14 protein-coding genes and 1 CRISPR repeat array are annotated in these 20,598 nt (G+C 36.9%); of the genes, 12 read left to right on the top strand and 2 right to left on the bottom strand.

Annotated features, from left to right (window positions below; genetic code table 11):
* Positions 1 to 138 precede the first annotated feature (138 nt).
* Both nusB and ftsY read left to right on the top strand, forming a co-directional pair.
* Positions 139 to 780 (top strand): transcription antitermination factor NusB, encoded by a 642-nt coding sequence (nusB, locus tag H6F45_RS13310; RefSeq protein ID WP_096569565.1) that lies wholly within the window; start codon positions 139 to 141, stop codon positions 778 to 780.
* A gap of 533 nt (positions 781 to 1,313) precedes the next feature.
* Positions 1,314 to 2,984, top strand: a complete 1,671-nt coding sequence (gene ftsY / locus H6F45_RS13305) for a signal recognition particle-docking protein FtsY (protein WP_137669217.1) — start codon at positions 1,314 to 1,316, stop codon at positions 2,982 to 2,984.
* Positions 2,985 to 3,072: 88 nt separating this feature from the next.
* Here ftsY and H6F45_RS13300 read toward each other — a convergent pair whose 3' ends face one another.
* Positions 3,073 to 3,267: a hypothetical protein gene (locus tag H6F45_RS13300; protein WP_190347403.1), complete on the bottom strand. Its 195-nt coding sequence runs from the start codon at positions 3,265 to 3,267 to the stop codon at positions 3,073 to 3,075.
* A 906-nt stretch (positions 3,268 to 4,173) separates the two neighbouring features.
* Here H6F45_RS13300 and H6F45_RS13295 point away from each other — a divergent pair.
* From H6F45_RS13295 to H6F45_RS13250, 10 genes are all read left to right on the top strand, one after another.
* Positions 4,174 to 5,556 carry a PP2C family protein-serine/threonine phosphatase gene (locus H6F45_RS13295; RefSeq protein WP_190347402.1) on the top strand — a complete coding sequence of 461 codons (1,383 nt, stop codon included), beginning with the start codon at positions 4,174 to 4,176 and terminating at the stop codon, positions 5,554 to 5,556.
* 139 nt (positions 5,557 to 5,695) lie between these two features.
* The gene (locus H6F45_RS13290) at positions 5,696 to 5,998 is read left to right on the top strand and encodes a 30S ribosomal protein PSRP-3 (protein ID WP_096569556.1); all 303 of its coding nucleotides are present in this window, start codon (positions 5,696 to 5,698) and stop codon (positions 5,996 to 5,998) included.
* 424 nt (positions 5,999 to 6,422) lie between these two features.
* The gene (locus tag H6F45_RS27335; RefSeq protein WP_190347401.1) at positions 6,423 to 6,728 is read left to right on the top strand and encodes a CRISPR-associated protein Csx3; all 306 of its coding nucleotides are present in this window, start codon (positions 6,423 to 6,425) and stop codon (positions 6,726 to 6,728) included.
* Positions 6,729 to 6,935: 207 nt separating this feature from the next.
* The gene (gene cas10 / locus H6F45_RS13280) at positions 6,936 to 9,239 is read left to right on the top strand and encodes a type III-A CRISPR-associated protein Cas10/Csm1 (RefSeq protein WP_190347400.1); all 2,304 of its coding nucleotides are present in this window, start codon (positions 6,936 to 6,938) and stop codon (positions 9,237 to 9,239) included.
* A gap of 4 nt (positions 9,240 to 9,243) precedes the next feature.
* Positions 9,244 to 9,726 (top strand): type III-A CRISPR-associated protein Csm2, encoded by a 483-nt coding sequence (csm2, locus tag H6F45_RS13275; RefSeq protein ID WP_190347399.1) that lies wholly within the window; start codon positions 9,244 to 9,246, stop codon positions 9,724 to 9,726.
* Between the two features lie 2 nt (positions 9,727 to 9,728).
* Positions 9,729 to 10,712 (top strand): type III-A CRISPR-associated RAMP protein Csm3, encoded by a 984-nt coding sequence (gene csm3, locus H6F45_RS13270; RefSeq protein ID WP_190347398.1) that lies wholly within the window; start codon positions 9,729 to 9,731, stop codon positions 10,710 to 10,712.
* 2 nt (positions 10,713 to 10,714) lie between these two features.
* Positions 10,715 to 11,857 carry a type III-A CRISPR-associated RAMP protein Csm4 gene (gene csm4, locus H6F45_RS13265; RefSeq protein WP_190347397.1) on the top strand — a complete coding sequence of 381 codons (1,143 nt, stop codon included), beginning with the start codon at positions 10,715 to 10,717 and terminating at the stop codon, positions 11,855 to 11,857.
* Positions 11,811 to 13,094 carry a type III-A CRISPR-associated RAMP protein Csm5 gene (gene csm5, locus H6F45_RS13260; protein WP_190347396.1) on the top strand — a complete coding sequence of 428 codons (1,284 nt, stop codon included), beginning with the start codon at positions 11,811 to 11,813 and terminating at the stop codon, positions 13,092 to 13,094. Before csm4 ends, csm5 begins: the two co-directional genes overlap by 47 nt.
* A gap of 29 nt (positions 13,095 to 13,123) precedes the next feature.
* Positions 13,124 to 13,891: a CRISPR system precrRNA processing endoribonuclease RAMP protein Cas6 gene (gene cas6 / locus H6F45_RS13255; protein WP_190347395.1), complete on the top strand. Its 768-nt coding sequence runs from the start codon at positions 13,124 to 13,126 to the stop codon at positions 13,889 to 13,891.
* 26 nt (positions 13,892 to 13,917) lie between these two features.
* The gene (locus H6F45_RS13250; protein WP_096569534.1) at positions 13,918 to 15,048 is read left to right on the top strand and encodes a putative CRISPR-associated protein; all 1,131 of its coding nucleotides are present in this window, start codon (positions 13,918 to 13,920) and stop codon (positions 15,046 to 15,048) included.
* A 306-nt stretch (positions 15,049 to 15,354) separates the two neighbouring features.
* Here H6F45_RS13250 and bchE read toward each other — a convergent pair whose 3' ends face one another.
* On the bottom strand, positions 15,355 to 17,013 hold the full coding sequence (bchE, locus tag H6F45_RS13245) for a magnesium-protoporphyrin IX monomethyl ester anaerobic oxidative cyclase (RefSeq protein ID WP_096569531.1): 1,659 nt from the start codon (positions 17,011 to 17,013) through the stop codon (positions 15,355 to 15,357).
* A gap of 670 nt (positions 17,014 to 17,683) precedes the next feature.
* Positions 17,684 to 20,509: direct repeats of the CRISPR family, unit length 37 nt; unit sequence GTTTCAGTCCCCTTGCGGGGATTAGGTAATTAGAAAC.
* Between the last annotated feature and the right edge of the window lie 89 nt (positions 20,510 to 20,598).

Here is a 20,598-nt window from a genome sequence, read left to right as displayed (position 1 = left end):
TAATACCCATTACCAATTACCAATTACCAATTACCAATTACCAACAGATAATCTAATTGTTAAAATATGTCAAACTTGATATATTAATAAGTTTGCCCCATTTACTTCATTACTTCTTCCCTAACCAGAACCAGCATTATGCAACGTCGTAAACCCCAGCAAATAGCCAGAGAACTGGCATTGTTAAGCCTCAGCCAGCTGCCAGTCAACCCCAAAAAATTAGAGAAACTGCCAGATGAACAACTGGTAGCCAAATTAGTTTTGGGTGCAGTCCGCACTTTGACTACAGAAGTGCAAGACACCCTGAATAGTGCAGCCGCAGAACTGCAACGCAGTAATGATCGCCTTTTAACCAGTCAAACGCGGGCTTCTGACCTGAATACAGCTAGAACCATGCTGCAAGAAGCGATCACTTGTACCCAAACAGCTATCAACCAATTGGGTACAGCCGTTGATTTTCCAGAATTGATTCAGTTAGCCAATCAAGATAAGGAAGTTCGCAATTATGCTAAAGAAATAGTGATCACCGTTGATGAAAACCGCAACGTTATTGATCAAATAATTTCTGGAGCTTTAGTAGATTGGCAAGTAACACGACTAGCCCAAATAGATCGGGATATCCTACAAATTGCTGTAGCCGAAATGAACTTTATGGCAGTTCCCGCCAGTATTGCCATCAACGAAGCCGTAGAATTAGCTAAACGCTACAGTGGAGATGACGGACATCGCTTTATTAATGGTGTTCTACGTCGTGTCACAGAGCAGAAACAAATAGCATAGAGTGATATCCTCACTTCTTCCCGATCTTTGAGTGCGTTAAAAGTGAGGATATTTGGAAAACTTCCCACTCCGGAAAAAGTGGCAAATTAAATTAAACTGATATAGCAGGTGACTGGTGACTGGTGACTGGTGACTGGTGACTGGTGACTGGTGACTGGGGAAGAAAATTTTAGATTTTAGATTTTAGATTTTAGATTGGAGTTAACAAAAACAATCCAAAATTCAAAATCCAAAATCCAAAATAAATAGGGTTTGCTGAATAAACCTAAAACCTTGATATATCAAAGGTTAGAGGCTGATAAACACAGAAATTAGTGCAAGGGTTTTGAAGGGTATACCGGAAAAAGTGTGCATTTTTTGGGATTTCAAGAGATGGCAAAGAAATTTTCAAATCTCCTCCTGACTCCTGACTCCTGACTCCTGACTCCTGACTCCTGACTCCTGACTCCTGACTCCTGACTCCTGACTCCTGACTCCTGACTAGCTAACTAATAACTGATAATTGATATCTAATAACTAATAATATTGCTGCAATGGTTTTTAATTGGTTCCGCCGTAACGATTCTTCTCAACCCCCTCAAACACAACCACAGGGGGAAACTCAGCCTACACAAGAAGCACAGCCAGAACCAGCCGCAGAAACTACACCTGATACTGCGGACCTATTGGCTTATGCTAAAGCTGCTTATAAAAATATTCAGCAAAAACAACAATCTCAGCCCCAAGAAACTGCACCAGCAGAGGCATCTGTTATTGGAGAAAAAGCAGAAACAGTTGTTGTAGAAGAAGCAGTTACACCAACCCCAGCAGAAACAACTGCTGTTACTGAAGATGTTACTGAAGAAAAAGCAGAAACATCTGTAGAGGAAACAGTTACACCAACTCCAATAGAAACAACTGCTGTTACTGAAGAAACCGCAGCAGCGCCAGCAGAAGAAGTAACTGTACCAACACCAGTAGAAGCAACATCTGATACTAAGGAATTAGAAGTTACTAGCCCAGAAACTCCAGTTAGTGATCAACAACCAGCAACTTTATCGTTTTTAGAACGGGCAGCAGCAGAAAGGCAAGCCAAACAGGAAAGATTGATAGCCAGTGCGGTTGAAGTTGCACAACCGGAAATAACACCAACTTCAACACCAACTTCAACATCAACTTCAACCACACCAGAAACAGCAGCAGAAATTCCCGTTATAGAATTTGATGATGGGTTTGTATGGTCAGCAGAAGTTTTAGCAGCACAAGGTAGAAAGGCCGAAGATATTTCTATAGAAGAAATTACCTGGTTGAAAAAATTACGCCAAGGTTTAGATAAAACTCGGCGCAATATCCTTAACCAACTCAAAGCCATTGTTGGACAAGGACCATTAAATCAAGCTGCTGTAACTGAAATTGAAGCATTACTTTTACAAGCTGATGTGGGTGTAGAAGCCACAGATTTTATTATTGATGCTTTACAGCAAAAATTGCGGGATGAAGTCACCCCACCAGAACAGGCGATCGCCTACCTGAAACAAATCCTCCGGGATATGCTAGATGCACCAATTGAAGCAGCACCCAGATCCAGCTTTGCCCCAGAAAAAGATAACTTAACCATTTGGTTAATTACAGGAGTTAACGGTGCTGGTAAAACTACAACAATCGGTAAAATCGCCCATTTAGCCCAAAAATCTGGCTATAATTGCTTAATTGGTGCTGCTGACACTTTCCGGGCTGCTGCCGTAGAACAAGTGAAAGTTTGGGGAACAAGAAGCGGAGTAGAAGTGATAGCTAATCCTGGGAAGAATACAGATCCAGCCGCAGTGGTATTTGATGCGATCGCCGCCGCCCAATCACGAGGCACGGAATTATTATTAGTAGATACCGCTGGCAGACTGCAAAACAAGAAAAACTTAATGGACGAATTAAGTAAAATTCGTCGAATTATTGACAAAAAAGCCCCAAATGCCCATGTGGAATCTCTCTTAGTTTTAGATTCTACCTTGGGACAAAACGGACTGCGACAAGCTGAGGTATTTTCCCAAGCTGCCCAACTCAGCGGCGTTGTCTTAACCAAGCTAGATGGTACAGCTAAAGGAGGAGTAGCTTTAGCAGTTGTACAACAGTTAGGCTTACCTATTCGCTTTATTGGTGCTGGAGAAGGAATTGAAGATTTACGTCCATTCTCTAGTTATGAATTTGTCGAAGCACTTTTAAATGGGTGATTGGTGATTGGTGATTGGTGATTGGTGATACAATTTTGGATTTTGGATTTTGGATTTTGGATTTTGGATTGTATTTCATGAATCAAATCTAAAATCTAAAATTCTTCTGCCTCCTGCCTTCTGCCTCCTGCCTTCTGCCTCCTGCCTTCTGCCTTCTGCCTCCTGCCTTCTGCCTTCTGCCTTCTGCCTTCTGCCTCCTGACTCCTGACTCCTGACTCCTGACTCCTGACTCCTGACTCCTATAAATTAAAATAATTCTTTTTTTTTGACAAAAAATGGCCAACTTCTGGTAGAATTTCACACTAAAGCTATTTTTATCACTGCCCAATGATCCATCTAATACAGCACAAGGTTCATTGATGACTGTAAAAGGTATTCATACACAAGTGGATGAGTGTAAACAAAGTAGCTAATGACTCCTAACTTAGTTATCAGGTTCTACTGGCAAAATTACATACAAATACTCTCTCTTAACCATTTACAGATGTAAATTATCATGGTTTAACTAAAACACTCGATATAGGTTTTGGTTGAAAGAATCCAGAGTATCCTGAGTCTAGGTTCTATTTCCTATAGATTCTAGATATTTTGTCTTGAGCTAAATTACATATTTAGCCATTCAAAATTTCATAGCTAATCAGCTAATAAACTGAATATAGAAAATTTATATCTGAGTAAATATTCAGGAAATTTATGATATACCAGTTAAATGTTTACAATTTATTACTTGTATTTTGGAGTTTACAGGTAGGATGAAAAATATTTTTTGTCTCACTCCAGTAGGAACACCCGGTTTAACAAGCCAGTCTCAAATCCATTCATCGAAAAATCTCCAGACTTACTCTGTAGGTGTAAGCAACGACTCTGATTAAAAGAAAGTTTTATTTCCCCAGATATATGAATTACTAATTAAGGCATGAAAAAATTGTAAGCCGTCTATAGCGTTATCAAAATTACTGCTTTATACTAGACAGGGTTTAACTAAAAATACAATGACCGGAAACTCCTGATAAATGGCAAACAATAAAACCAGCAAATGCAATACTGTTCAAAATTACATCCTCAATCTTTCTACTCTTGCTAAAATGACTAATCTTGTCGAATATGATTGAGCAACACTAAATAAAAAATTGCTCATAAATCATAAATCTGCCATCTGTTAATATTAAATGCAATAGTATATTTACCTGTGTCTCAAGTTCCTTCTCACTCCACCGAAATTAATAGTAGTGCCACCACAGATGTCACTCCAGTTGTGGCACTGAAAGAACTTGTGGCTAGACTGCATCGGGAACAGAACAAAATTCAAGATTTGCTGAGTTCTTTAGGATTTGCTCTCAGAAGTTTCAATAATTTGAATCAGTTTTTGGAACTGATTCCTCTCATGGCCACCAGAGTTACCGATGCTGAAGGTAGCGCCCTATTTCTCTATAAACCAAATGGTCAAATTAGGTTAGAGCAGCTACATTGGCAGGATAGTCAACAACGGAAAATTATCCGCAAAGCCCTAGAAAATGCTACAAGTCAAATTACACTGTTACCTAATTCTGTACCACTGACAACCACAGGAATTTTAGATGCTCAGATGCATCAATATTTAGGACCAGATGTGCAGATTTTTGGTACAGCAATTATAGTTAAACATACAGAAAGGGGATGGCTTTATGTTTTAAGCCGTGATCCAGAATATAGTTGGACAGAAACTAGACAAAAGTTAGTAAGGTTAGTTGCAGATCAAACAGCGGTAGCTATTGACAACGATGAACTAGCAGTAGAATTGAGGAAAAAAGAACGATTAGATCAAGAATTAGAAATTGGTGCTGAGATTCAACGCCGACTTTTACCGCGTCAATGTCCTAATGTTCCTGGTGCTGTTTTGGCTGCACGTTGTAAACCGGCTAATCGTGTGGGTGGAGATTATTATGATTTTATTCCCACAAATCATAATCAGTTTAAATCTAATCTTAATAGCAGTAAAGAAGATGCCCGTTGGGCTTTGGTAATTGGGGATGTGATGGGTAAAGGTGTTCCTGCTGGTTTAATTATGACCATGTTGCGAGGAATGCTCAGAGGTGAAGTATTACATGGTAATTCTGCGGCGGGAATTTTGCAAAATTTGAATCGTGTTATGTATGCCGATTTGGAAAATTCTCACCGGTTTGTCACTTTGTTTTATTCAGAATATAATCCCCGTACAAGATTGTTATCTTATAGTAATGCAGCACATAATCCGCCTTTGTGGTGGCACGCTGCTACTAAAACAGTGACGAGATTGGATACTATGGGGATGTTGATTGGTTTGGATGCAAATAGTCAATATGAGAATGGGGAAGCACAATTAGAACCAGGGGATACAGTTATTTATTATACAGATGGTTTAACGGATGCGGCGGCGGCTGGTGGCGATCGCTTTGATGAAGATAATTTTGTGACTTCTTTTAATGCTGCTTGTCGTTATTGCAATGGACCCCAGGAAATTGTTGATTATTTGTTTGATAAGGTTCAGAATTTTATCGGTTCTGAACGGCAAAATACTGATGATATGACTATGGTAGTTTTACAAATTTTGTGATTACAGGAGGCAGGAGTCGGGAGATCAAGCTGACTTTTAAACTCATTTTAAACTCATTGGTCAATGGGACAGATATTGAGTTATAATAAGTGGTCGCAAACATTAGTAAGTTATAGCCGGATTTGTCCCGGAGGTACGATTGACCACAAAATTTATCTTAAAAATTCTCTGGTTAGATGAGAACGTAGCTTTAGCAGTTGATCAGGTTGTTGGTAAAGGCACAAGCCCCTTAACTAAATACTTCTTCTGGCCTCGTAATGATGCGTGGGAAGAACTGAAAAAAGAGTTAGAATCCAAACACTGGATTACTGATGTTGATCGCGTTGAGTTGCTAAACAAAGCCACAGAAGTGATCAACTACTGGCAAGAAGAAGGCAGAAACCGCCCAATGGCAGAAGCACAATTGAAGTTTCCCGAAGTTGCCTTTACAGGTAGCGCCTGATTGTTTTAATTTGGTGATTGGTAATTGGTAATTGGTAATTGGTAATTATCAATTACTACCCAGTCCCGATCTTCCAATTATTCCATAGTTTAATGGTTTTATCTTTACTACACATAACCTTAAAACTCCCGTGGTGCAGGCATCTTGCCTGCATAAATCATAATATAATCATTATAATATAATCATTGAAAATCTGATGTAACATATAGAGCTTTAAAAGCCCTAGTTACAGCTTACAAATAATATTAAGTGTAAAAACATTTTTGTTTGTATTACTACATTTTCAGCAAACTCTACACAAGCTCTGAAACCCTTCTAGGGATAATTCATGAATTGTCCCTACATTAACTCTTACATAAAATTCATTAGAATAGGCTACTTCCACAGTCATGTATGATGTAGTCATTGGTTGGAGATGCAAACCGTGACTACTTACAACATTGAATTACAAGCGGGAATTTTACGGATTAAATTTGGCGAACCTGCCCAAAACAACCAAATAGTAAAGGATGCAGCGACACGCTTAGAGGAAATGGCGCAGTCGGGAGAATTAGCAGGGGGTCAATTATTGAAAATTAATGGACCTGTATCTATTCCCGTGGCTTTTGTTTTGGCGCATAAGCTGGCACATATTTATGGTGCAATTGGTTTTTATGACCCAAAGCTGGGTAAGTATGTGATTTGTATTACTCACAATCCCGCTTATAAGCTGGGAGATTTGATTGATTAAATACATTACCCAATTGTTACTATATGTAAATACTCTGGTTTACACTTTGTATTAATTATTTACAGCGATTGTAATATTCTCAGTTATCATATTGAGTGATAATCATATAAGCTTATAGGTAGAATTTACTGATGACAGCGAGATGAGGATGTTTGGGGCGGAGATGTTTGGGGGTGTGAGTTACAGTTGTAGTAATAAGAAGTATTTATGATGAAAAGTTATCAAGTCACATTGCAGATTCTTCAACAAGCGATCGCAGTTTTGGCAAACTGGGTTAAGTCTGATGTTGTCAACAAGTTATCTTTATCAGCTTCAGATAGTATTGATGATGCTGTCAAAGAAGCTATTCAAGAAGCTCAGAAGATTCTATTTTGGCCTAAACAGGGAGAACCACAGGCTTTAAGATTACTATTTGATTATGTGAATTTGAATCCTGAAGAAAAGCAGAAAAAGCAGACAAAAGAACATTATTGGATACCTGAAGCTATAGATAATAATGATCCTAAAATTCCCTATCCAGTTACAAAAAAACCAGATTTAGAGAGTTTAAAAAAAGATATCAAAACAGCCTTAGATAGTTTAGAACAAGAAGATTATCAAAATCTATCTTTGTTAACTTTAATTGTGGAAAAATTTGGCTCATTTATTAGTTTTGGGGAGGAAAATATAGCCTTAATAGACTTGGTTAAAAGTACGGCCGCAGTTGCAGCAGCTTTAGTCAATAATACTGAATCTAAAAATATTACTTTAATTGCTGGTGACTTATCAGGGATTCAAAAATTCATTTATACCATATCTTCCGATGGGGCATTAAAATCATTAAGAGCGAGGAGTTTTTATTTAGAGTTAGTTACGGAAGAAGTCGTACAACAATTGTTAGATAAATTAGAACTTCCTCGGACTAATGTAATTTATGCAGGTGGTGGTAATTTATATATTTTGGCTTCTGGGAAAAAAGAAGTTAAAAGTGTGATTAAAGAAGTACGTCAACAATTTAATGAATGGTTGTTAAAGGAATTTGAAGGGAAAGTATTTCTAGCTTTAGACTGTTTATGTTTTTCCACATCTGATCTAAAACCAGAACCTAAAAGTTCTCAGGAAAATTCTCAAGCTTCTAAATTTGCGGAAAATTGGTCAAAAGCTACTAAAAATTTAGCTGTTCATAAATCTCAGAAATTTTGTGATCAAATTAGTGATTTAATCAAACCACGTTACAGTCATGAACCGTGTCGCGTTTGTCATCGTGACGATGTAGAACCAGACAAACTAAAACCACTGAATGACAATGAATCAGATTCAGTTTTAGCTTGTGGAACTTGCCGCAGTATGTTTGATTTAGGAGGTCAGTTATTTAAAGTTAATGCTATTGTGAGATCAAAACAAAAAGATATAGCTAACACATTACATACACTTTCATTTCCTGGAAATATCTATTATCATCTATTTGAAAATTGGAAACAAATAGATCCTACTGCTGATATGGTTCTATTAGTCAATGATTGGACATTAGAACATTATCAATTTAAGCATTTTAAAAATGTTTATCCCTTGTTATTAGGTAACTATGGAAAACAAGGTAAATTAGGCTTTATGCGTGCTGAAGAAATGGCAGGAAAAGCCAAAGGAATCGAAAGAGTTGCATCTTTAAGAATGGATGTAGATAGATTAGGACAAATATTTGCTAAAGGTTTAGGTGAAAATCAAACATTACCTAGATTAGCAGGAATTTCCAGACAAATGAGTTATTTTTTCAAAGTTTATCTCAATAGTTTAGCAAAACAAAGATCAAAAAATATTCCCGAAAATATCAAACAATTATTGCCAAAAGATGAAGAATATAATATACTATTTATATATGCAGGGGGTGATGATTTATTTATTAGTGGGGCATGGAATGAAGTAGTAAATTTTGCCTTTGATGTTTATCAATCTTTTCGATCCTATACAGGATATAATCCAAACATTACCCTATCAGGTGGAATCAGCATTGATACACCCAAATTTCCTCTTTATCAAGCAGCTAAATCTTCTGGTCATGCTGAAGATGCAGCTAAAGGAAATGGTAGAGATAGTTTAGGATTATTTGGTCAAGTTTTCAAATGGGATGAATGGCTGGGAATAAAAGATATAAATGATGATAATCTTGATAGTGATATTAAGAAATATCTATCTTCAGAAAACAAGCCAGAGTTTTTAGGTATCCTGCCATTTGTGCAGATATTAGAACAGGAAAATATAGGGGTGAATTATTCCCGTAATTTTGTGCGTAACCTACTCATCACTGCACAAATTCAAGAACAGGCTTTAGAAAAATTTAAAGAGAATAAAAAATCAGAGGAGGCTTTAGGAACTCGCTATTATTTGCATCTTCCAAAAATAGCTTATACTTTATCGAGATTACCCAGAGAAGTATTAAAGAATGATGATTTTAGAACTTCTTTAAAAAGTCCTTACAATGCACCATATTTTCGCGCTATTGCTACTTGGATTGAATTATTAAATCGTGGATAATTATATGCCAGAACCTATTAAACCAAAAATATCTTCTCCATCAGTAAGTTCCAATCAATTATCAATTTCTCAAAATAATATCAGTGATACACATAATATTGTTGACGAGATTATAAAAACTATTGGTGGATTGCCAGAAGGATTAAAAACATATCCTATCAGACATTTAGTTAATCATGCTAAAAAATTTGGACCATTTCTAAAACAACAAAGATTAGAAACTAATCAAGTACGTAAGTTTCTAGATGCTGTCAATCGTTTAAAAGCCGAATTAGCTGAAAAAGGAGATTTTTCTGCAATAGAAACAGACGTGGTTTTATTGCAACCAAAATTAGCTTATGCAGCAGCTAGACAAAAAGCAGCAAAACCATTAAGTGATGTCATGTCAATTGCTATTGATAAAGTTCATAGCAAAGAAGATTTTGAACGTTTAGTACAATTTTTAGAATCAATTATTGCTTATCACAAAGCAGAAGGAGGAAAATAATCATGACAGTATCTTATACACAAACTCCCTTATTAGGAAAAGTTTCTCTCAAGTGTCAATTAACAGCACAAACAGGTTTACATATTGGTGGTGGTGGTGAAAATTTAGATATTGGAGGATTAGATAAACCAGTAATTCGTGATCCTTTAACTAAATATCCATATTTACCTGGATCATCAATTAAAGGTAAATTAAGAGCAACATTAGAACGGTTATTAAATAAACCTTTAAACCGTCCAGGTAGTCGTGATACTCGACGTTATGAAAGTGATGATTTAGCTGATGGTTTTACCGAAGTAGAAAGAGATCGTTTTATTCGTTATGAAGGTGCGAGAACTTGCCAAATAAGTCGTTTATTTGGTTCTACAGGTGGTTCTAACTTTTGGATGGAAATAGAAACCGCGAAAAAGGAAGGTTTGTTTTCTGATAAAAGTCCTACTCGCACAATTCAACATGAAAATAAAAATTACAACTGTGTAAAAATCTCTAGTGGTAGAAATGCACCCAGTCGTTTAATCATTAGAGACAGTCATTTACATCCAGATTCCGCAACACAATTAAAACAAGTGGATACTGGTTTGTTTATGACAGAATGGAAATTTGAAAATAATATCGACAGAGTAACAGCAGCAGCAAACCCCCGACAATTAGAAAGAGTTCCTGCGGGTTCAAAGTTTAATTTTGAGTTAGTTTACACGGTAGAAAATGCTGAACAAGCAGTGAAAGATTTAGAAAATATAGCGATCGCTCTGGCATTTTTAGAAGATGATGCACTAGGAGGAAATGGTTCTAGAGGATATGGAAAAGTAAGATTTGAGAATTTTCTTTTTACCTATCGCAGTTTAGAACAATATCGCCAAATGACACAAACACCAGGAGGAACATCAGCAATACAATCACTAGAACCTATCAGTAACACTCAAGCACTTTTAGATAATTTTAGAAATTTGCGCGAGTACATCCAGCGATTATTACCAGGAAATTAATCATGAGTGTTTGGAAATTAGTTAAACTCAACTTTGGTAACAATCCCGCGCATTTTGGGGAAGTAGGAATAGGAATGGAAGAAACGAGCGATCGCATCCGTTCCGATAGTTTATTTAGTGCTTGGGTTAGCAACTATGCGCGGATGTTTGGGAAAGATGCAGTAGAGGAATTATTACAACTATTTCCCACTGCAAAAAATCCTGAACTAATTCCACCATTCCGCATTAGTTCAACATTTATCTATCGAGAAGTGGGGAAAGATAAAAGTCAAAATACTCAAAATACTCAAAATACTCAAAATACTATTTACTATCTTCCCCGTCCTCTAAAATTTCCTATCAACTATCCAGATGATGATTTAGAATTTTTCAAAACCTACAAAAAGCTGAATTATTTACCCTTAGAAATTTGGCAAAGATGGTATCAAGGAACAGGATTTTCAAAGGAAGATCACGAGGAATTAAAAAATTATCGTGAAGATAAACCAGAAGGAAAACTAGCAGCAGCGGAAACATTTAATTACAAAAAAGCTTGTAAAACTCATCAACTCCCAAAAATAGGAATTGATAGAGTTACCACAGCAACTAACCTTTATCATACTGGCTTTGTTCACTTTGCTAGTGGTGATAACTCCGCAGGATTATATTTTCTTATCGAACTTTCTCCAAAAGGTGAAAAATTAGCGGATAAATTGCAAGCAGCTTTACATTTTTTAGGAGAAGAAGGAATAGGAGGAGAACGTTCTAGTGGTGCGGGAAGATTCACAGCTAAATGGTCAGAATTACCAGAAATTTGGCAAAAAGTTGTTAGTTTTAAAGGTGGTAAATTTCACACTTTAATTAGCTTATTTTGGGATTCTCACCTACAACCAGACTTTCTGGAAAATTCCAGTTATGAAATCCAAGAAAGAGGAGGATGGATAGTAGAAAGCCAAATTCGTCGTCAAATGGTGCGGATGTTTACTGAAGGTTCAGTTTTTACCTCCTCACGTACTGGAAAACTGGTAAATGTGACACCAACAGAATTTACAAGACATCAAATTTACCGTAGTGGTATTAGTTTAACTCTACCAATTAATACAAAAGAGGAAAAAGATAATGACAATTGTTGCTCAATTAGCATTAAAAAAACCAGACTTGTATGAAACCAGAAAAATACAGTTAACCGGTCCTATTTTACATATTGGTTCATCTGTATCTAGGTTAAATCCCTTTGAATATGTACAGACAGCAAAAAAAGTTTATCTTCCTAACCAAGAAGCATTAGCTAAAGGTTTATTAAAAAAAGGAGGAAGATTTTTAAATGATTATATTCAAGCAATTGAAAATAATGAAAATATTACCAAACTGTTAGAACAAGCATTTGGTAATAAATGGTGGACAGCAACAGACAGCAATGAAAATCCTATCTTTCCTGAAAATGCAATTAGTCACAAATTAGCGGAAAGAGTTACAGATTTACGTCCGATGATTCGCAATGGGATGGGATATTTATTTATTCCTGGTTCATCCATTAAAGGAGCAATGAAAACTGCGATACTTTATCATTTATTAAAACATCCAGATAAATATAAAATTCCCCAAACTAGCAGAGTCAGTGAAATTGAAAAACAACTTAAAGCAAGATTAGGAGAATTAAATAATAAACGGAATCAAACATTTGCTGATGATAAAATAATGGATAGTTTATTTTCTGATTTTTCCTTAATTTATCAAGGTAAAGCATTTAGTGGTAGTAGTCAAAATACAGACCTTTTACGCTGTTTAAAAATTAGTGATTCCGAATCATTAATTAAAACCGAAGTTCCTGGAAAAACAGGTAAACCCATTCCTATAAATTTACCAGTCGTGGTAGAAGTTATAGTTTCTAGTAGATTTGATGACTATCGAGCGAAATATAAAGCTTCTCTTTATGTGGAAATGGTGCGGAATGTGAAAACCGAATTTACTATTACATTAGATCAACAAATGTTGACTTGGTTTAAACATAAACAAGGAATGAAACTACCATTTAACAACATTGATGAATTATTACAAATATGTCAAGAATTTGCACAAGAACAATGGGATTATGAACATGATTATTGGAATACAATAGAAAATAATCCTCAAGCATCTGGTAAAAACTTAGATTTTAGTAATATTGGTGATTTTTATGAACCAGAAAAATGTCCCTACTCAATGCGATTAGGTTGGGGTAGTGGGATGACAGGAACAACAGTAGGGTTATGTTTTGATGATGATTTGAGAGCAGAATTAAGAGATATTTGTGGTTTAAAAGCACCTGGTTTTGAAGCGCCAAAATCTCGGAGAACTATTATAAGTTCTGATGGAGAGATTAAATTTGTACCAGGATGGGTTAAGTTTAAGAATTTATCATAAAAACCATCAAATAATACTTTATAATCACAATGCTAATCAATTCTACATTTACCTTCACCGTACCCACATCAACAATTTTACCCCGTCCTTATGGGTTAGAACTGATTAAACAAATACATCAAAAACTAAACCTAGAAATAGGATCGGAAATCATACCTTCAGTTTCCTACTCAGGAATAACAGGATATTATTTAACATCCAGAGATTTTATCACCTTCCATCCAGAAGAATTTTATCAATTATCCCTATCTGGATTAAATGAAACCTCAGCTAAAGCAATTTCTCATCTAGATTTTGGCGATTCATTAGAATTTTTAGGGGCAAAATTTAACATTATTAATCGAGAAGATGAAATCACCAGCTATGAGGAATTATATACAAAATTAGTGGGAAATGAACCGGAAGCTATGAGAAATTATCACTTACAATTTATCACACCTACAGCTTTCGCTCAAGGTAATTCAAAATTATGTTTACCTGTTCCCACATTAATGTTTTCTAGTTGGTTGGAAAAGTGGAATAATTTTGCACCTGTTTATTTAGGAGGTGATGAATTAATTGCTTATCTTAATAATGCAATTTTACTTAAACATCACAAAATTCAAACACGAAGTTTTCAACTCACTAAAAGTTTTGTGAATGGATTTGTTGGTGATGTGAGGTTACAGGTTTTTCAACGTGCTGATCCTTTATTAGCAAATGTGGCTAATTTATTAGTTCAATATGCGCGGTTTGCTGGTACAGGAATTAAGACACGGTTGGGAATGGGACAAACATTAGTTAAAGAATCTAATTAGTACATCAAAGAAAGGAGCAAAAAATCATGAATACAAAACCTACAATTATTATTTCCCCTTGTGGAACTAGCTTGTTAACTAATGGTACAGATGAAAATCTTAGAAAACTCCTCAATAAAACAACAAATTTGCAGGAAAAAGAACTTAGCCAAGAACAAAAAGAAATTATCTCTAAGCACATCAATGAGCGTAAAATTCTACTACAAAATTCAGGAATTAATGAAGCAAAAAAATTAAGTGCTGAACTAAATGGAATCATTACTTACTATGCTGGAAGTCTAAAAGGGGAACATATTTTACTGGCTACAGATACTTATTTAGGTAATACGACAGCTAATATGGTAGCTGAATGGTTACAACAACAAAAGTTAAAAGCAATTCCCAAAAATATTAAAAATCTTTCCACTAAGGACATTGAATCATTTAGAATTGCCTTATCTGAAATAGTCCAATGGTGTGATGAAGTGCTTGAACTACAATATGCCAGACCTCACTGGAATGTAGTTTTTAACTTAACAGGCGGATTCAAAAGTGTTAATGGATTTCTTCAAGCCGTTGCCATGTTTTATGCAGATGAAAGTATTTATATATTTGAATCAGGTTCTCAATTATTAAAAATTCCTCGTTTACCTATACAGCTAGATCCAGAAGGATTTATTGAGAAAAATTTATCTGCTTTTCGTCGTATGGAAATTTTATCCCAAGAATTATATGCAGAAGAATGTCACGAAATTCCTGAAACATTAACAGAACAAATTGATGATCGTGTTTCACTATCAGAATGGGGTAAACTTTTATGGAAAAAATGTTACAAGCAATACTATCAAAAACATTTATTACCTCCGGTAAGTAAAAAATTGAATTATTCTGAACGCTTTATACAGGATGCAAGTAATTTATCAAAAGATCGCTTACTAATTATCAATGAAAGAATAGACCAGCTTTCCAAGTATTTAGAATCTTTAGATTCTGATAAAGAAGTATATAATCCCAGTTCTCTTGACTTTAAACCCTTGAGAGGTAGACCTTTTAAAAGTAAATTTTCTCCAGAACCAACCCATGAATGTGATGCTTGGTCAGATAGGGATGCTAAAAGACTATATGGGCATTTTGAAGGTAATAATTATTGGATTGATATATTAGGAGATCATCTTTAAATCAATCTGTACATCAATTTCCCTAAAAATCACATCTGCATCTGAATCAAACCGCTAACACTCAACCCAACCTACCCAGTTTCTTAGTTTTGAGCTTACAGCTATTTTCAGGTAAATAAACCACATTTTGATTTAGATTTCGCGTCAACAATGTAGGGGCGAAGCATTCGGACAGTTAATTATCGGTTTTTACCTAAGACTATCATCCGAATGCTTCGCCCTGACTGTGGTCTAAAGACATGAAAACCGCTGTAACCGAAAAGTATTGTATCCCGACTGGGAATCATAGCGAAGCGTGGCGTTAACCTACTCAGACTCTACAAACTCTGGCAGATCATTAGGAGCGCCACAAGCAGAAATATTACTGGAAAATTTCACTTCTGACTCTACAAACTCTGGCAGATCATTAGGTGCGCCACAAGCAGAAATATTACCCGTAAAATTCACATCCGCCATTAATTCTGGATGTTCTTGTTTACGTTGTGCAATTTCTTCACGGGTGAGAATCTTCGACTCGTCAAAACCTAACTCAATTTCTGTGTTTAACCCCTTATACTTCACCCGTTTTAAATTGTAAAATCGTTTGTTGAGGGTGGTTGTCACAAAAGCTTTCAAACAACCTAAAAGATACTTACGTTTAAAAGCATCCTTCTCAAACCAATACTCAAAACTTTTGCGGAGGTAAAACCGGGCATAATTTCGCAGCACTCCTTTTAATACATCTTCCCTTTCCATTGCGTCGGGTTTCATGATCGGAGTAACAAAATTATATTGAGAATAATCCCTCACTTCAACGCGATCGCCCAAATCTTGAAATAACTCAGAAAATGGCCAAGGAGTAAACATATTCCAGTTTACCATGTCCGCTTTCCAATCCAAAGCCATTTTGTAAGTTTCCTCAATTGTTTCAGGGGTTTCATTTTCCAAACCCATAATAAATTGAGCTTCCGCCAACATACCATTTTGTTTTAACAATTGAATTGCCCGTTTATTTTGTTCAATTGTGGTTTCTTTACGGAACAAATTCAATTTTAATTGTGCTGCTGCTTCTGTTCCCAAGGAAACATGAACTAACCCAGCTTTGCGGTACAATGGTAAATCATGTTCATCCCGCAATATATCCGTCACCCTGGTATTTATTCCCCAATGCACACCCAAATTTCTTTCTATCAACTCGTTACACAAAGCGATAAATTTGGGTTTATTAATAGTTGGTTCTTCATCTGCTAAAATGAAAAATCCCACCTTATGTTTTTTCACCAAAATTTCGATTTGATCAACAAATTGTTTCGGACTGCTAGAACGATATTTGCGCCAAAATGCCCACTGGGAACAAAAACGACAGGTGAAAGGACAACCTCTAGCATAGTTGGGAACAGCTACCCGCACATTTAGCGGAGTATAGATATATTTACTCCAATCTAATAAATCCCAATCTGGGGTGAGAGTATCTAAATCAGCAATCGGCGGATGGGCTGGTGTAGCGACAACTTGCCCATTTTCTAAGAAAGCAATACCTAAGATATTACGACGTTCTGCTTCATCTTTTCCGCGAGCGATCGCACTGATTAAATTAACAGTTATTTCTTCCCCTTCACCCCGAATAATATAATCTACCCAAGGAGCTTCATTGAGAACTTCACTGTACATATAGGTAGGATGAATCCCACCCATAATAGTTGTAGCTTCAGGGCAAACTTGTTTAACAATTTCTAGGGTTTTTTGCGATTGATAAATCATCGGTGTAATTGCTGTCGCCAAAACAATATCTGGCTGATGCTTTTTGATAATTTCTGCTAAAGCATCATCAGCAATATAATCAGTCATGGCATCAACAAAACGAATGTCGGTAAAGCCAGCAGTTTTCAACGCCCCACCCACATAGGGAACCCAACTAGGTGGCCAATTTCCCGCAATTTCCGCACCACCAGAATGATAATTGGGTTGAATCATCAGAATCCGCATAATCTAACTCCTAACTCTTACCAGAAAAGTCAACGATGGAAAATATCCCACTTTTAACTATGTTGCTTCTTCTAGAAAATTTAAAAAGGAGAAAAATTTCTGGATAAATTATTACTAATTGATGTAAATTACATAAGCAAAAAAAATGGTTCTTCAGTACATAGTATGCAAAATCAATCTCAAAAAACTGCGGAAGGCTTAATATACATAAGACATAAGTTACAAATATTGGATATTTTTACAAAAATTGCCTCTTTACCCTGTTAAGAGTTCCCTGTTAAGAGTTCCCTCTTTCAGACTGGTAATTTAGCATAACAAGTACGGTAGAACCAAAAAAATTACCAGTTAAATTACTGCACACAAGTTGTAATTGCTCGATTTTTATCTTGTAAATTACTGGTTAAATTAATTTACTTCTATTACTTTATAGCTATGCAGCCTTAAATTTAAAAAAGTTCTGAAAAACTTAATCTTTGGGCTTTAATTATCTTTGTAATATCTGTTTCAATACTTGTCGGTTAAGCACAAAAAAATAAAATCGCGTAGGTTGGGTTGAGGAACGAAACCCAACATTGACAAGGGTTTGTTAGGTTTCACTTTGTTCAACCCAACCTACGAAAATCCTTAACCGAGCAGTATTGATATCTGTTTCAATTTGATTCATTTAAACGTTTTATTCTCCTTGCGGGGAGTTGGTAGTTTGAAACCTAAAACCTTTTAGGATTCAATCAGTGGAAACTATAGCCAGTTTCAGTCCCCTTGCGGGGATTAGGTAATTAGAAACGCTAGGGAAAGCTACTAAAAAGCTGGATGCTAACGGGTTTCAGTCCCCTTGCGGGGATTAGGTAATTAGAAACAGCCTGATAAGGGCTTAAAGGTGCGGATCTGTCATGTTTCAGTCCCCTTGCGGGGATTAGGTAATTAGAAACTACCGTATTCAACCGTGGTAAGGACATAAGTAAAGTTTCAGTCCCCTTGCGGGGATTAGGTAATTAGAAACTCCAGTTCTTAATGGAAGTAAGACCTAATGTTAAGTTTCAGTCCCCTTGCGGGGATTAGGTAATTAGAAACCAGAGCAGGTAGCCAGTAGGTTTTGCCTTTTGCGTTTCAGTCCCCTTGCGGGGATTAGGTAATTAGAAACCTGTATAGCTCTGATGAGGGCTACACAGATGGAGACCTGTTTCAGTCCCCTTGCGGGGATTAGGTAATTAGAAACAAAGAAATGGTGTACCAGAAAGTTATGTAGAGGTCATGTTTCAGTCCCCTTGCGGGGATTAGGTAATTAGAAACTTTACCGTTCAGCGGTTAAAGAGTTAGGTGGTGAGTTTCAGTCCCCTTGCGGGGATTAGGTAATTAGAAACCGGAAAAAGTCTTGGTATAAATGCTGGAGACGTTTTGTTTCAGTCCCCTTGCGGGGATTAGGTAATTAGAAACGCTAAACAAATCCTGCAATCCAACCTAAACTACGGGTTTCAGTCCCCTTGCGGGGATTAGGTAATTAGAAACGATGACTTGTTTGAAACTATTGAAGGATTTTTTGATGTTTCAGTCCCCTTGCGGGGATTAGGTAATTAGAAACACCAAAAGCAATGATTAATAGAATTGGGCAGTTTGTTTCAGTCCCCTTGCGGGGATTAGGTAATTAGAAACAACTGTATCAGTATGTTGAGTCTTTGTTTAACCAGAATGGTTTCAGTCCCCTTGCGGGGATTAGGTAATTAGAAACTTTTGATAATGTCTACAATTTGCTGTTCATTCTCATCTACGTTTCAGTCCCCTTGCGGGGATTAGGTAATTAGAAACTGGCTATTGCTACTTATATGGCGGGTGAGAAAGATGGTTTCAGTCCCCTTGCGGGGATTAGGTAATTAGAAACTAATTCAAGTATTTGGACAGGAAGGGTAATCATGAAAGTTTCAGTCCCCTTGCGGGGATTAGGTAATTAGAAACTTGAGGAGGACTGGTTTTATAAAACGACTTCTGAGGTTTCAGTCCCCTTGCGGGGATTAGGTAATTAGAAACCCCTTGTACCACAAGGATTACAGCCAGCCCCAGATACAGGTTTCAGTCCCCTTGCGGGGATTAGGTAATTAGAAACCAAGATTATCCCGAACAATCCAGAGCAGGAGAAATGTTTCAGTCCCCTTGCGGGGATTAGGTAATTAGAAACACGGTATTCCTGACCCCCTCACAGATGAGAATATAGCAGGTTTCAGTCCCCTTGCGGGGATTAGGTAATTAGAAACAATACACAATTAAACTCTACGATATCAATGATAGTGTTTCAGTCCCCTTGCGGGGATTAGGTAATTAGAAACATTTTCTGTCTCAACAATTCGAGCTAGATTCTCTAGTTTCAGTCCCCTTGCGGGGATTAGGTAATTAGAAACATGGGAACATACCCATCCCGAAAATGAACAAATCGCAAGTTTCAGTCCCCTTGCGGGGATTAGGTAATTAGAAACGATTACCCGGAACAATCCCCCAAAACCGGAGAAATGTTTCAGTCCCCTTGCGGGGATTAGGTAATTAGAAACACTCCCCAGATGTGGGGTAAGTAATGCAGATGTGGGGGTTTCAGTCCCCTTGCGGGGATTAGGTAATTAGAAACACTACTAGGAATTAGGGGAATTGTACAGGGTGATATTTATGTTTCAGTCCCCTTGCGGGGATTAGGTAATTAGAAACGATAAATCTGGTGTCGTAGTGCAGATGGTGAGTGTGGTTTCAGTCCCCTTGCGGGGATTAGGTAATTAGAAACGAGCGTGACGACATCCAGCAAGAAAGGCTAAAACTAGTTTCAGTCCCCTTGCGGGGATTAGGTAATTAGAAACCAAATGAGCCTCTAAAGCCACAAAATAGCGACATAGTGGCGTTTCAGTCCCCTTGCGGGGATTAGGTAATTAGAAACAAATTACTATCCAAGGGTTGCTAAGACCAGAAGATATGTTTCAGTCCCCTTGCGGGGATTAGGTAATTAGAAACCAAGGAAGCTGTAAAAAACTCACTATTGTCTATGTTTCAGTCCCCTTGCGGGGATTAGGTAATTAGAAACTTCAGCTAAACTCAACATAGCTCTAGAGTGATACAAACAGAAGCGTTTCAGTCCCCTTGCGGGGATTAGGTAATTAGAAACATTTTCTAATTAACGAAGATTCTGGTGGTGTTTAGTTTCAGTCCCCTTGCGGGGATTAGGTAATTAGAAACCCTTAGTCCAAGAAACTTAATGCAATATGTGGGGTTTCAGTCCCCTTGCGGGGATTAGGTAATTAGAAACTTGAGAATGCTGCTTTCTCTCCTTCTACTTTATGGGGGGTTTCAGTCCCCTTGCGGGGATTAGGTAATTAGAAACAAAGAAGCTTAAAGTGTTCTCTTTCCCTCTCAGGTTGTTTCAGTCCCCTTGCGGGGATTAGGTAATTAGAAACTTTATATTTAGTGATAGTTGATTCACTGATTTCTGTTTCAGTCCCCTTGCGGGGATTAGGTAATTAGAAACCCCGCCCTCTGAAACATAGTCTGGGAGCAGACTGTAGGGGGGAATTTGGCGGACCTCTCAAAAAACCTCATTTCAGGCTTCGGGTCAAC

The sequence above is a fragment of the Sphaerospermopsis sp. FACHB-1194 genome, from assembly GCF_014696235.1.
Classification (GTDB): Bacteria; Cyanobacteriota; Cyanobacteriia; order Cyanobacteriales; family Nostocaceae; genus Sphaerospermopsis; species Sphaerospermopsis kisseleviana.
Note: the sequence above shows the minus strand (reverse complement) of the source record. Positions and strands in the feature narration are given on the sequence as shown.